Below are 11,724 nucleotides of genomic sequence, written 5' to 3' on the forward strand. Positions count from 1 at the left end.
TCCCGCCCCGGGCGGGGCCGCGGCCGCGCCTCGTCGTCGGCGTCCGAACGCCGCAAGACCCCCACCGCCCCGCGCCGCAGCCCGGCCGGCCAGCACTCCACGCATCAACGTTCGTCGGAGGAACCGGACCCCGCTAGTCGACGGGCCCTCGTCGTCGCTCGGCGCGAGCGTCAGCGACGTCGTAGCCGCAGCCGGATCCTCTACGGCACCACCTTCGTGGTGGCCATCGCACTCATCGTCGTCGGCCTGCGCTTCTGGGGCTTCCATCCCGGATTCGCCCTGCCACTGACCGGAGACACCACCGCAACGCCGTCGCCGGCCGCTGCGGAGGCAGCGGCCGAGAGCCACGCTGCCTCACCGACGGCGGCCCCCTCCTCCACCTCGTCGGCCTCGCCGACCCCGTCCGCCTCGATGCTGCCGGCCCCTCGGCTGGACGCCGAGGGGTTCGCGCACTCCGACGCCGTCGGCGACGGCACCTGGACGATCGCCCCGGCCGTGCCCGTCTCGCGGCCCACCGCCGGAATCGTCTACCGCTATGTACTGCAGGTGGAGGGCGGTACGCACGTCGACGCCACCGCGGCCGCCTCCATCGTCGAGAGCACCCTCAATGACGAGCGCGGCTGGCCCACCGCGCAGAACACATCCTTCGAGCCGGTGGCCGACCCCGCCGCCGCGGACTTCACCTTCAACATCGCCACGCCGCCCACCTCCGACGCCCTGTGCTCGCCGCTGGACACCGGCGGCATGTGGAGCTGCCGCAACGCGAACAACGTCGTCATCAACTCCGACCGCTGGAACTGGGGCGCCGTCCCCTACCCCGACGTCGACTCCTACCGCACCTACGTCACCAACCACGAGGTGGGGCACTTCCTCGGGCACGAGCATGAGTTCTGCGCCGGGGCCGGCCTCAAGGCGCCCCTCATGGCCCAGCAGAGCCACGACATCGCCGGCGGCTGCGTGTACAACACCTGGCCCACGCAGGACAACCAGCCCGGCTGAGACGCACGACGCCACAGCAGCGCGAGGGGCGGGTCCACCGCGCAGGTGGACCCGCCCCTCGTCGTCCCGGTCAGCTCATCCGGCCTCAGGCCGGCGACGCCGCCGAGGAGGCGGAGGGCAGGTGCGCCTCGCCCTCGGCTCGCAGCGTCAGGCCATCACTGCCGTCGACCCTGTCGACGACGACCTTCTGCCCGTCAAGGACCTCCCCGGCCAGCAGCATGCGGGCCAGGCGGTCGCCGATCTCCCGCTGCACGAGGCGGCGCAGCGGCCGGGCCCCGTAGGCGGGGTCATAGCCCTCGTCGGCCAGCCAGCTGCGGGCGGCGTCGGTTACCTCCAGGCTCAGACGCCTATCCGTCAGGCGCCTGGCGATGCGGGCCAGCTGGATCTCGACGATCTCTCCCAGCTCCTCCTTGGAGAGTGCCTCGAAGACGATGATGTCGTCGAGGCGGTTGAGGAACTCCGGCTTGAAGGAGGCCTGAACCACGCTCATGACCTCGTTGCGCTTCTCCTCGGGGCTGGTGAGCGGGTCGGTGAGGTACTGGCTGCCCAGGTTCGAGGTGAGCACGAGAATGACGTTGCGGAAGTCGACCGTGCGCCCCTGGCCGTCGGTGAGGCGGCCGTCGTCGAGCACCTGCAGAAGGATGTCGAAGACCTCGGGGTGGGCCTTCTCGACCTCGTCGAGCAGGACCACGGAGTAGGGCCGACGCCGTACGGCCTCGGTGAGCTGGCCGCCCTCCTCGTAGCCGACGTACCCGGGAGGGGCACCCACGAGGCGCGCCACGGAGTGCTTCTCGGAGTACTCGGACATGTCGATGCGCACGATGGCGCGCTCGTCGTCGAAGAGGAACTCGGCCAGGGCCTTGGCCAGCTCGGTCTTGCCCACGCCCGTGGGGCCCAGGAAGAGGAAGGAGCCGGTGGGACGGTCGGGATCGGAGATGCCGGCCCGCGAGCGGCGCACCGCGTCGGCCACGGCGGCCACGGCGGCCTTCTGCCCGATGAGACGCTCGCCGATGACGTCCTCCATGGTCAGGAGCTTCTCGGTCTCGCCCTGGAGGAGCTTGCCCACGGGGATCCCGGTCCAGGAGCCCACGACCTCGGCGATCTCGGGGGCGCCGACCTTCTCGGCGATCATCGGCTCGCCGGCGGCCTCCTCGGCGTCATCGGCGGCCTCGGCCTCGCGGATCTGACGCTCCAGGGCCGGCATGTCGCCGTAGCGCAGGCGCCCGGCCTCCTCGAAGTTGCCCTCGCGCTCGGCCAGGTCGGCGCGGGTGCGCATCTCGTCCAGGGCGGCGCGCAGCTCACCGACCTTGTTGTGGCCGGCCTTCTCGGCCTCCCAGCGGGCGTTGAGCGAGGCCAGCTCCTCAGAGGCGTCGGCCAGCTCGGCGCGCAGGCGCTCCAGGCGGTCGACGTCGGCCGGGTCGGCCTTGGCTACGTCCTCGATGGACTCGTCCAGGTAGGCCTCCTCCATGCGCATGCGGTCCACGCGGCGGCGCAGCTCGTCGATCTCGACGGGGCTGGAGTCGAGCTCCATGCGCAGGCGCGAGGCGGCCTCGTCGACCAGGTCGATGGCCTTGTCCGGCAGCTGGCGACCGGTGATGTAGCGGTCGGAGAGGGTCGCGGCGGCCACGAGGGCGCCGTCGGAGATGGTCACCTGGTGGTGGGCCTCGTACTTGGGGGCGATGCCGCGCAGGATGGCGACGGTGTCCTCGACGCTGGGCTCACCGACGAAGACCTGCTGGAAGCGGCGCTCCAGGGCGGGGTCCTTCTCGATGTTCTCGCGGTACTCGTCCAGGGTGGTGGCGCCCACCATGCGCAGCTCGCCGCGGGCCAGCATGGGCTTGAGCATATTGCCGGCATCCATGGCGCCCTCGGAGCCGCCGCCCGCTCCGACGACGGTGTGCAGCTCGTCGATGAAGGTGATGACCTCGCCGTCGGAGTCCTTGATCTCCTTGAGGACGGCCTTGAGGCGCTCCTCGAACTCGCCGCGGTACTTGGCGCCGGCCACCATCCCGGACAGGTCCAGGGCGATGAGGCGCTTGCCGCGCAGGGACTCGGGCACGTCGCCGGCCACAATGCGCTGGGCCAGCCCCTCGACGACGGCGGTCTTACCGACGCCGGGCTCACCGATGAGAACCGGGTTGTTCTTGGTGCGCCGGGACAGGACCTGCACGACGCGGCGGATCTCGGCGTCGCGGCCGATGACCGGGTCGAGGCGCCCCTCGCGGGCGGCCTCGGTGAGGTCGGTGCCGTACTTCTCGAGGGTCTTGTAGGTGCCCTCGGGGTTGGCGGAGGTGACGCGGGAGGAGCCGCGGACCTGGGGCAGGGCCTCGATGAGGGCGTCCGGGGTGGCACCGGCGTCGGCCAGGACACGGGCCACGGTGGGACTGGAGCCGGAGGCGTCGCCCTTGGCCAGGCCGATGAGCAGGTGCTCGGTGGAGATGTACTCGTCGTCGAGCTCCTTGGCGACCGTCGAGGCGGCCTCCAGGGCGGCCAGGAGAGCGCGCGAGGGCTGGGGCTGGGTCATCGAGGAGCCCGAGGAGGCGGGCAGCTGGGTCAGGATGCGGCGCGCGGAGGCGCCGACGGCCTGACGGGCCGCGGCGTCGGGGGAGACGGCGGCCAGGAGTCCCGCGGCGACGCCGTCGGGCTGGGAGAGGAGCTCAACGAGCAGGTGCGCCGGCTCGATCTGGGGGTTGCCGGCCGCGGCGGCGGCCTGCATGGCCCCGGAGATCGCCTCCTGGGACTTGGTGGTGTAGTTGGTGTCCATATGGACCTCCTTTGAGAGTGGTCACGTCTTGCTGTCTTCTTGGTCACCTCAACCTTCGCAGAGTTGAGTCTATTCCACTCAACTTCCTGAACCGTCGGTGACGTGGGTTACTGCTCAGGCCTCTTCGGCGCGACATCTCCGGCCATCACCGCATTCGCCGGCGCGCCAGCCGAACGCTTGAAACACCGCCGCTCAACGGCGCGGGTAAAGTCACATGACGATCACGTCGCCATCCCGGAGAAGCCATGAGAACCACGCGCGCCGCCCTCGCCCTGACCGCCACCCTCGTCCTGGCGGGGTGCTCCCAGGGCAGTCCCTCGTCGTCAGGTTCCGCCGAAGCCGGCACCGCCGCCCCCACAGCCGCGGCGACGACGTCGAGCAGTGCCGGAACAACCTCACAGCCCAGCGCGGGCTCCTCCGGCAGCGCCAGTGCGCCCCCTTCCATCCCGGCGGGCCATCAGGCGATCACTGCACCGACGGTCGGCCTCACCTTCGCCGTGCCCCAGGACTGGCAGGACCTCAACGCGCTCACCGAGGACCAGAAGACGCTCATCGCCCGCGTCCAGGGCGTGGACCCCTCGACATTCTCAGAGAAGCTCGCCAGCACCGACGCCTTCTACGGGCTGTTCTCACCGGGGAGCCGCTCCTTCAACAGCACCGCCGTCGCCAAGGAGACGGAGACGTCGTCGACACCGCCGTCCCAGGCGAGCCTGGACGAGTTCGTCACGCAGCGCGGTGGGACGCCGACGGGCTACTCGACAAGGCCGTCCACCTACGGGGAGGCCGCCGTCGACACCTCGACCGCGCAGATTCAGGGCGTCCAGACGCCGGGGGCGGTTGTCGCCATTCCGACGTCGTCGGGCACCTACGCGCGCGTCGCCGTGACGGCCGGCAGCGCGGAAGAGGTCGAGACCATCGTGTCCACCATCATCGCAACGGCCCACTGACACCCGATGGACCCCGAGCCTCCACAGCAGGCCCCACCAAGGGCTCAGGCGACCACGAGCTGGCGACTCCGCCCCCAGGGCCTCTGAGGCCCACCATTGGGGAGTTGTCTCCATAGAACATTCCCAGCCAAACATGATGTCCTAACAAGGTCCTTTTCCCTCAGACCCCGGAGCATCATGAAATCCGTACGCACCGCTGCGACCTTGCTGGCCGGACTCGCCCTGGTTACCACCCCGACCCTGACCGCCTGCTCACAGATCATATCGGGCTCCGACTCGTCCAGCTCAGCCGACTCCGACAGCTCGTCGGCATCGGACAAGAGCGACACCAAGGACAGCAAGAAGGACGCCAAGGCGGACAAGAGCGACAAGGACGGCGACAAGGCCTCCGCCAGCGCTAGCGCCACGAAGAACGACCTCCCCAAGGCGACCCCCGCGGGGTACCAGGAGGTGACCGCCCCCACCGTCGGCATCACCTTCGCGGTGCCCGAGGACTGGCAGAACACCCCCCTGGACGCCACATCCGACATCTACTACAAGGCCCCCGACGACGGCTTTACTCCGTACCTCGGCAACGCCAACGTCTCCAAGACCGTCGTTCCCGCCACCTCAACCCCGACCGAGGCCCAGATGAGCCCCGCCCTCACCTCGATTCCCGGCGGGACCTCGACCGGCTACTCCACCGAGCAGACCGCCAATGGCGAAGCGGCCGTACTCAACTACACCGCAAGCATCGGGGGCCAGACGGTCAACGGCGCCCTGATCGCAGCCCCCACCAAGGACAAGGGGAAGTACGCCATCGTCTCCGTCAACGCCGGTTCCAGCGGTCAGACCATCGACGAGCTGAAGACAACCGTCATCGAGACGATCCACTGAGTCGGGTCGGCTAACCAGCCCCGTCCGACGACGGTCCACCGACATACTTCACTGAGTCGAGACCGCCGTCGCGCGCAGCCGGGGACATTCCGCGCACCCCAGCGCGCAGGATGTCCCCGGCTGCGCAGGACCTCTCGGCAGACATCGTCGGAACTCGGAACCAGCCGACGGCGCATCCCCCGAACCTCGGAGAAATACTTGACAAGGTCGGACGCACAGACACACCATATCGAGTATCGATACATCGATAGTCGATATGGAGTGTCGTCATGACCGCCAGCACCGAAGCCTCCTCAGATTCAGACACCGACGTCGACGGTGAGGCCGTCGTCGACCATCTCCCCCACGATGACGCCACTGACGACACGGCTCCGGGCCAGGACGCCGGTGTCGGCCCTGCCAGTCTCGCCTTCACCTCATTTCTGCTGGCCCTGCTGTGCCTGTCCCCCTTCTACATGCTCGGATCCAATCTGTGGGATCTCATCAACGGCCGCGGGCTGCTCCTGGAGTTCAGCGACCTCACCTCTCAGACGCAACGGCTGCCCTTCAAGCACGCCACGGTGCAGATGATCTCCGGCTACTCGACGACGTACGGCTCCGTAGAGGGGTTGTCAGGCGCCTCACGATTCTTCATCGGCCTGTTCATCAGCATCCACCTCATCCTCATCGCGGCCTGCGCAGTCGCCTTCGTCCGGTTCATCGCCGCGATCCGCCCGGGCCGCCCGGGATTCGTCGACCTGCTCTTCACCCGGGGCGGGCATCTGTTCTGGCTGCTCCTGGGCCAGGCTCTGAGCTCTCTCACGCTGCACGTGGCAGGTTTGGCGATCTCCTCCGACTACCTCACCCTCGGCAATCCCCAAGGGCAGTCGCTAAGCGGGTTCATCCCCACCGGCAACGACATCCCGATCCTCAAGAGCGTCATCATCCTCATCCTCGCCACGCACCTACTGCTCGCCCTGCACCGCGTGTACCAGCGCTCCAGCACCCTGGCCGCGGAGAACACCGTGCTGCGCAAAGAGACCGAGGGGCTCGTGTGAGCCACGTCGTCTGCCACCTCGATGAGCTGCTGGCCGCCCGTGGGATGACGCTGGTGGAGCTCTCCGAGAAGGTCGGGGTCACCACCGTCAATCTCTCAGTGCTCAAGAACGACCGCGCCAAGGCCATCCGCTACTCCACGCTCTGCGCCATCTGCGAGGCCCTGAGCTGCTCAGTCGGCGAGCTGCTGGAGGTCGTCCCGGACTGATCGCCCCATGAGTGTCCCGAGCGCCTCATCCAACGGGCTCCTCGACGCCGGCCGGGGACATTCCGCGCGGCCGGGAGGAGAACGTAGGCTCGACGCCGATGACCGACCTCCGCCACGCCCCTCACCCCGACGATCCCTCCGAGTGCGTCGACGGCGCCACTGTGGCCGCCCGCCGCGACGCCCTCCTGGCCCATGCGGCCGGTCTGCCGGGCGCCTGGGCCGGCGACAAGCCCGAGTGGGACATCCCCGTGGCCTCAGTGGGGACCCGCCTGTTCCTGCTGCTCATCCCCCACACTGACGGCCGGCTGCTGGCCAACGTCAAGCTCGATCCCGAGGACGTCGTCGCCGTGCGGGAGGCATACAGCTGGGTGGAGCCGGGCTTCCACCAGTCCAAGCGTCACTGGGCGAGCATCGACCTCACCAGCCCCGACTACCTCCCCGACGACGCCGCCGATATGGTCGAGGACTCCTACCGGCTCGTCCTGTCCCTCCTGACCCGACGCGTGCGCGAGGCCGTCCTCCTGGCCGACACCGCAGGCTCCCCCGCCCGCCCCACCTGGCAGTGGTGAGGGCGGCCGTCGTCACCTCGGCTGGGACGCTCTGCGCGTTGGGGTACAGAACTTCTGTCCCCGACGGGGTTACATGCCCCCGTCCGCATGGAAGGGTCCCCGGCTGCGCACAATGTCGCCGTCGACGAGAACGGGCACGGGCTCAGAGGGCAGGAGCGGTGCAACGCCCCGCAGGTGACGCACGCGCCTAAACCTGGCACTATTCATGCGAGGCTGCCGTCATCCGACGTCCGGCCACCCGACGGAAGGAGATACACATGGGACTTGACGACCTGGCGAAGAAGGCCGGAGATGCTCTCAGCTCCGACAAGGCCGAGGCGATCAGCGACAAGGCGCTCGACGCCGCAGCCGGCGCTGCCAAGAAGGCGACCGGCGGCAAGTACGACGACAAGATCGACGCCGCCCGTGACGCTGCCGACGGCAAGATCGGTACCAACTGAGCCGGCTGAGAGCCTGTCCGCTCCAAGCACCGCGGTCTTCTGATCGCAGGGACGAGGGCCCCGCACTGAGCAGTGCGGGGCCCTCGTGCGGTCCCGGTCCACTGGGCTCCTCTCCCGGCCGCGTCCGACGTCGGCCACCGCAGTCCGGCGTCGTCAGCGCACAGGCCCAGTCGTCTCCCACCGGGACGTCTTGATCCGCGTCCTCTCGGGCGTCTTCGGCCCTGTCCTACTGCGCGTTGAGCGCGGCGGTCGGAGGGGTGCGGGAGGCTCGGACGGCCGGGTACACGCCGGCCAGGGCGCCGATGGCGATGGTGACCCCCAGGCCGCCGACAACGGCGATGACCGGCAGGGTGAAGGGCCAGCCGTTGGCGGCCGACATCCCTGCGGTCACCCCGATCCCGATGACGCAGCCCAGAGCGCCTCCCAGGGAGGCCAGCAGCAGCGCCTCGGTCATGAACTGCACGAGGATGTGGCCGCGCATGGCCCCCAGGGACCGTCTCAGCCCGATCTCCCGTCGGCGCTCGAGCACCGAGATGATCATCGTGTTGGCCACCCCGATGCCGCCGACGAGCAGGGCGATCGAGCCCACCCCCAGCAGCAGGCCGGTGAAGGCCTTGTCGGCCGCGTTCTTGGCCTCCAGCGCGTCCGAGGGGCGCGAGACCTTGACCTCGTTGGGAGCCTGCGGGGCGATCGACGGCGCGAGCACCTTGCGCACCGTGGAGACGGCGGCGTCCTGGCTGCGCGTGTAGACCGTCGTCGGCTTGGCGTCATGCCCCAGCAGGCTGCTGGCCACGCCCTGACCGACGAGGGCGGCGTTGTTGAGCTCGGGCGCCAGCACCACCGGCTTGAGGATGCCGACCACGGTGAACCAGCTGCCGCCGAGCCACACCTTGGTTCCTGGTGAGACGACACCGAGACGCTGGGCCGCCGTCTGCCCCAGGACCGTGGCCGGGTACTGGCTGGTCGCCTCGTTGAGCCAGGCGCCCTTGTCCACCTGCCCGGCCACGACGTCGAGCAGCGACTTGTCCGCGGCCAGGGTGGTGATGCCGCCGGAGGCGTTCTTGTCGATGAACGGGGTGCGGTAGACCAGCGAGTTCTTGACCAGACCGGTGCTCGAGGCGCTCTGGACGTTGTCGATGAGCCGGACCTTGCCGACGGCGTCCTGTGGCAGGGAGGAGGAGTTGCCGAAGAGGTCCTGGCCTGCGGTGGCCGTCAGCAGGTTCGTCCCCAGGGAGTCGAGCTGGGCGGCCAGCTGGGCGCGGCTGGAGGCCGAGATGCCCACCACCGAGATCATGGCGGCGATCCCGATGGCGATGCCCAGGGCGGACAGGAAGGCGCGGGTGGGGCGGGCCCTGATGCCAGTGCCTCCCAGGCGCAGCACGTCGGCCAGGCGCAGCCGCGAGCGCTGGAGCCGCCGGGCCGGGGTACCGGACTCGCCGGCCCGCTCGGCCGCGGACCGGTCACGCCGGAGCGTAGACGTCGTCATGGACGATCTCCTTCTGGCTTGAGTCACCCACGATGCGGCCGTCGCGGATGGCGATCTGCCTGGGCAGCTGGGCGGCCAGCTCGTTGTCGTGGGTGATGACGATGATGGTGGTTCCCTGGGCGTGGAGCTCGTGGAGGAGCTCGACGATCGAGGCGCCGGAGGCGGAGTCGAGGTTCCCGGTGGGCTCGTCGGCCAGCAGCAGCGGGGGCTCGCCGACGACGGCCCGGGCGATGGCCACGCGCTGGCGCTCGCCGCCGCTCATCTGGTGGGGGCGGTGGTCGAGCCGGTGGGCCAGGCCGACGCGCTCGAGGGCGGCTCGGGCGCGACGGCGGCGCTCGGAGCGGGGGATCCCGCTGTAGAGCAGGCCGTCGGCGACGTTGTCGACCGCGTTGACGCCGTCGGCCAGGTGGAACTGCTGGAAGACGAAGCCGATGCGGCTGGCCCGCAGGGCCGAGAGCCTGGCATCGGACAGGGAGCCGACGTCGACGCCGTCGATCTCGACGGTGCCCGCGCTGGGCCGGTCCAGGGTGCCGATGAGGTTGAGGAGCGTGGACTTGCCCGAGCCCGAGGGGCCGACGATGGCGACGAACTCGCCGTCGTCGACCTCCAGGCTCACGCCCGCGCAGGCGGCCACGGGCGGCTCCCCGTAGGTGCGCTGCACGTCACGCAGGGACAGGATGCGGCTCATGTCTGCGGCACCACCACTCGCTGCCCCTCGGAGACGCCCTCGCCGGAGACCTCCACGCGCCCACCGGCGAACAGCCCGACGGAAACCGCCACCTTGCGGGTGGTGCCGTCGGGGGCGACGATCTCGACGCCGTACTGGTCGGGACTCAGGGCCAGCAGGGCCCCGACCGGCACCGACAAGACGCCCTCGCGCTTCTGGCTGGGCAGGTCGACGGTGACGGAGACCTCCTGGAAGTTGGCGGTCGCCGAGGCATCGGTGAGGGTGACGGTGATGGGGATGACTCGTTCCTTGGAGTCGCTGGAACCAGAACCGGAACCCGATCCGGAGCCGGAGGACTTCTCGGTGGGCGTGCCCACGGAGGTGATGGTGCCGGTGGTGGTGCTGGCGTCGGGCAGCTTGATGGTCACGGCGGTGCCGACGACGGCGAGCCTCTGGTCGGAGAGCTTGATGTTGGCGTCGACCACCTGGGTGGTGGAGGTGACGTCGTAGAGCTCGGCGTCAGCGGCGATGCGGTCCCCCACCCGGGCGGTGACCGTCCCCACGCGCAGGTCCCCGGGGGTGAAGACCATGCGCCCCAGCGGGATGGTCCCGGTCTGGGGCAGCCCGACCGCCTTCTGCCACTTCATGATGGCGCTGGTGGTGGCCCAGCTGAAGTGGTTGTCGGGCTCGTAGTCGAAGTAGCCCATGTCACGCAGGAGGGTCTCGAGCTGGTGGACGTCCTCGCCGTTGTCCATCCCGGACTCGAAGGTGCGCCAGGCGGGCAGGGAGCCGTGCATGAGGTAGGCGATCTCGGTGCCCGTGCGGTAGAGGACGTCGCCCTGAGTCAGGACGGTCCCGGAGGCGGGTACCTGGATGAGGACGCCCTCGAAACCCGACTTAAACTTGCGTGAGTCGGAGTAGCGCAGGGTCCCGGTCACGGAGGTCTGACCCTGGAGGTCCCCCTTGGTGATGGTGTCGGTGGCACCGTTGAAGGTCGACGTCGTCGGCTTGGCCTTGGCGGCGAAGGGGCCCGATCGGGAGGCGAAGGCGCCTGCGCCGGCGCCCGTGGCCAGGACCGCGGCGGCCCCCATGGCCAGGAAGGCCCGACGCCGGGTGGTATGCGTCGTCTCCATGATCACTTGTTCCCGATCTCGGAGAAGCACTTGCTCATGACGTCCTGGGGGATGTCGCCGTTGAGCTGGATGCCCTTGCCGGCCTCGGGGTCGGGGACGTCGTAGCCCTCCTTGCGCAGGCACTCGGCGGCCTTGACCAGGTCCTGCTGCGTCTCGGGCTTGGCCAGGTCCTCGGTGCCCGGGGCGGGACCGACGGTCTGCTCGCACTCCTGGGCGGCCTTGGTGGCGGCCTCGGTCTCGGGAAACTGCATGTTGCCGTTGGAGTCGGGGTCGGAGACGTCGATGCCCTTGTCGCGCATGCACTTGGCCATCTTGAGCAGGTAGTCGTCCCCGCTGGTGGCGGAGGCGGAGGCCTCGGATGCCGAGTCGGCTTTCGATCCCTGGGAGCATCCGGTCATGAGTCCGACGGCGCACACGGCGCAGGCCAGTGCCGCGGCGGTGCGGGTGACGATTCGGGTACTGAGGGGCTTCTTCATGGGAGAGGGTCCTTTCGGCTCACGTGGGTCGGGGCGGTGGCGCCCGTTCGTTCGGCGAACAGCCAACCGGGGCCGACGTTGCGAGAACCTTCAGAAAATCGCTTATGTGCTGGTAACACGGCCC

Annotated in this window: 12 protein-coding genes; 7 read left to right on the forward strand and 5 right to left on the reverse strand. The window is 69.6% G+C overall.

Annotated features, from left to right (window positions below; genetic code table 11):
* Positions 1-999 (forward strand): DUF3152 domain-containing protein (locus tag HMPREF9056_RS04570; protein ID WP_034513840.1); only part of this gene is annotated, 999 nt, incomplete at its 5' end.
* A gap of 85 nt (positions 1,000-1,084) precedes the next feature.
* Here HMPREF9056_RS04570 and clpB read toward each other — a convergent pair.
* Complete coding sequence (gene clpB / locus HMPREF9056_RS04575) at positions 1,085-3,763, reverse strand: ATP-dependent chaperone ClpB (protein ID WP_009403304.1); 2,679 nt, start codon at positions 3,761-3,763, stop codon at positions 1,085-1,087.
* Positions 3,764-4,008: 245 nt separating this feature from the next.
* Here clpB and HMPREF9056_RS04580 point away from each other — a divergent pair, with 245 nt between their 5' ends.
* The 6 genes from HMPREF9056_RS04580 (at position 4,009) to HMPREF9056_RS04605 (ending at position 7,838) form a co-directional block, all read left to right on the forward strand.
* The gene (locus HMPREF9056_RS04580) at positions 4,009-4,710 is read left to right on the forward strand and encodes a hypothetical protein (protein ID WP_009403305.1); all 702 of its coding nucleotides are present in this window, start codon (positions 4,009-4,011) and stop codon (positions 4,708-4,710) included.
* Between the two features lie 177 nt (positions 4,711-4,887).
* Positions 4,888-5,586: a hypothetical protein gene (locus HMPREF9056_RS04585; protein WP_009403306.1), complete on the forward strand. Its 699-nt coding sequence runs from the start codon at positions 4,888-4,890 to the stop codon at positions 5,584-5,586.
* 269 nt (positions 5,587-5,855) lie between these two features.
* On the forward strand, positions 5,856-6,623 hold the full coding sequence (locus tag HMPREF9056_RS04590; protein ID WP_009403307.1) for a hypothetical protein: 768 nt from the start codon (positions 5,856-5,858) through the stop codon (positions 6,621-6,623).
* Positions 6,620-6,829, forward strand: a complete 210-nt coding sequence (locus HMPREF9056_RS04595) for a helix-turn-helix transcriptional regulator (protein ID WP_009403311.1) — start codon at positions 6,620-6,622, stop codon at positions 6,827-6,829. The genes HMPREF9056_RS04590 and HMPREF9056_RS04595 overlap by 4 nt, the downstream gene beginning before the upstream one ends.
* Positions 6,830-6,927: 98 nt before the next feature.
* Entirely contained in the window at positions 6,928-7,398 is a 471-nt protein-coding gene (locus tag HMPREF9056_RS04600) for an MmcQ/YjbR family DNA-binding protein (RefSeq protein WP_009403313.1), read from the forward strand.
* A gap of 257 nt (positions 7,399-7,655) precedes the next feature.
* Positions 7,656-7,838, forward strand: a complete 183-nt coding sequence (locus tag HMPREF9056_RS04605) for an Rv0909 family putative TA system antitoxin (protein ID WP_009403315.1) — start codon at positions 7,656-7,658, stop codon at positions 7,836-7,838.
* A 226-nt stretch (positions 7,839-8,064) separates the two neighbouring features.
* Here HMPREF9056_RS04605 and HMPREF9056_RS04610 read toward each other — a convergent pair whose 3' ends face one another.
* The 4 genes from HMPREF9056_RS04610 to HMPREF9056_RS04625 are packed head-to-tail and all read right to left on the reverse strand — an operon-like array spanning position 8,065 to position 11,600.
* A complete protein-coding gene (locus HMPREF9056_RS04610; RefSeq protein ID WP_009403316.1) occupies positions 8,065-9,324 on the reverse strand; it encodes an ABC transporter permease in 1,260 nt (419 codons plus the stop codon).
* On the reverse strand, positions 9,299-10,012 hold the full coding sequence (locus HMPREF9056_RS04615) for an ABC transporter ATP-binding protein (RefSeq protein WP_009403317.1): 714 nt from the start codon (positions 10,010-10,012) through the stop codon (positions 9,299-9,301). Before HMPREF9056_RS04615 ends, HMPREF9056_RS04610 begins: the two co-directional genes overlap by 26 nt.
* Complete coding sequence (locus HMPREF9056_RS04620; protein ID WP_253269934.1) at positions 10,009-11,124, reverse strand: peptidoglycan-binding protein; 1,116 nt, start codon at positions 11,122-11,124, stop codon at positions 10,009-10,011. The genes HMPREF9056_RS04615 and HMPREF9056_RS04620 overlap by 4 nt, the downstream gene beginning before the upstream one ends.
* A gap of 2 nt (positions 11,125-11,126) precedes the next feature.
* Positions 11,127-11,600 (reverse strand): hypothetical protein, encoded by a 474-nt coding sequence (locus tag HMPREF9056_RS04625; protein ID WP_009403319.1) that lies wholly within the window; start codon positions 11,598-11,600, stop codon positions 11,127-11,129.
* Positions 11,601-11,724: the final 124 nt, after the last annotated feature.

The sequence above is a fragment of the Actinomyces sp. oral taxon 170 str. F0386 genome, from assembly GCF_000195595.1.
GTDB lineage: Bacteria > Actinomycetota > Actinomycetes > Actinomycetales > Actinomycetaceae > Actinomyces.

Excerpts from the sequence above, each read along its gene's own strand:
- HMPREF9056_RS04625 (WP_009403319.1), bottom strand. The coding sequence starts at position 11,600 with ATGAAGAAGCCCCTCAGTACCCGAATCGTCACCCGCACCGCCGCGGCA.
- HMPREF9056_RS04610 (WP_009403316.1), bottom strand. The coding sequence starts at position 9,324 with ATGACGACGTCTACGCTCCGGCGTGACCGGTCCGCGGCCGAGCGGGCC.
- HMPREF9056_RS04590 (WP_009403307.1), top strand. The coding sequence starts at position 5,856 with ATGACCGCCAGCACCGAAGCCTCCTCAGATTCAGACACCGACGTCGAC.
- HMPREF9056_RS04620 (WP_253269934.1), bottom strand. The coding sequence starts at position 11,124 with ATGGAGACGACGCATACCACCCGGCGTCGGGCCTTCCTGGCCATGGGG.
- HMPREF9056_RS04580 (WP_009403305.1), top strand. The coding sequence starts at position 4,009 with ATGAGAACCACGCGCGCCGCCCTCGCCCTGACCGCCACCCTCGTCCTG.
- HMPREF9056_RS04585 (WP_009403306.1), top strand. The coding sequence starts at position 4,888 with ATGAAATCCGTACGCACCGCTGCGACCTTGCTGGCCGGACTCGCCCTG.
- clpB (WP_009403304.1), bottom strand. The coding sequence starts at position 3,763 with ATGGACACCAACTACACCACCAAGTCCCAGGAGGCGATCTCCGGGGCC.
- HMPREF9056_RS04615 (WP_009403317.1), bottom strand. The coding sequence starts at position 10,012 with ATGAGCCGCATCCTGTCCCTGCGTGACGTGCAGCGCACCTACGGGGAG.
- HMPREF9056_RS04605 (WP_009403315.1), top strand. The coding sequence starts at position 7,656 with ATGGGACTTGACGACCTGGCGAAGAAGGCCGGAGATGCTCTCAGCTCC.
- HMPREF9056_RS04600 (WP_009403313.1), top strand. The coding sequence starts at position 6,928 with ATGACCGACCTCCGCCACGCCCCTCACCCCGACGATCCCTCCGAGTGC.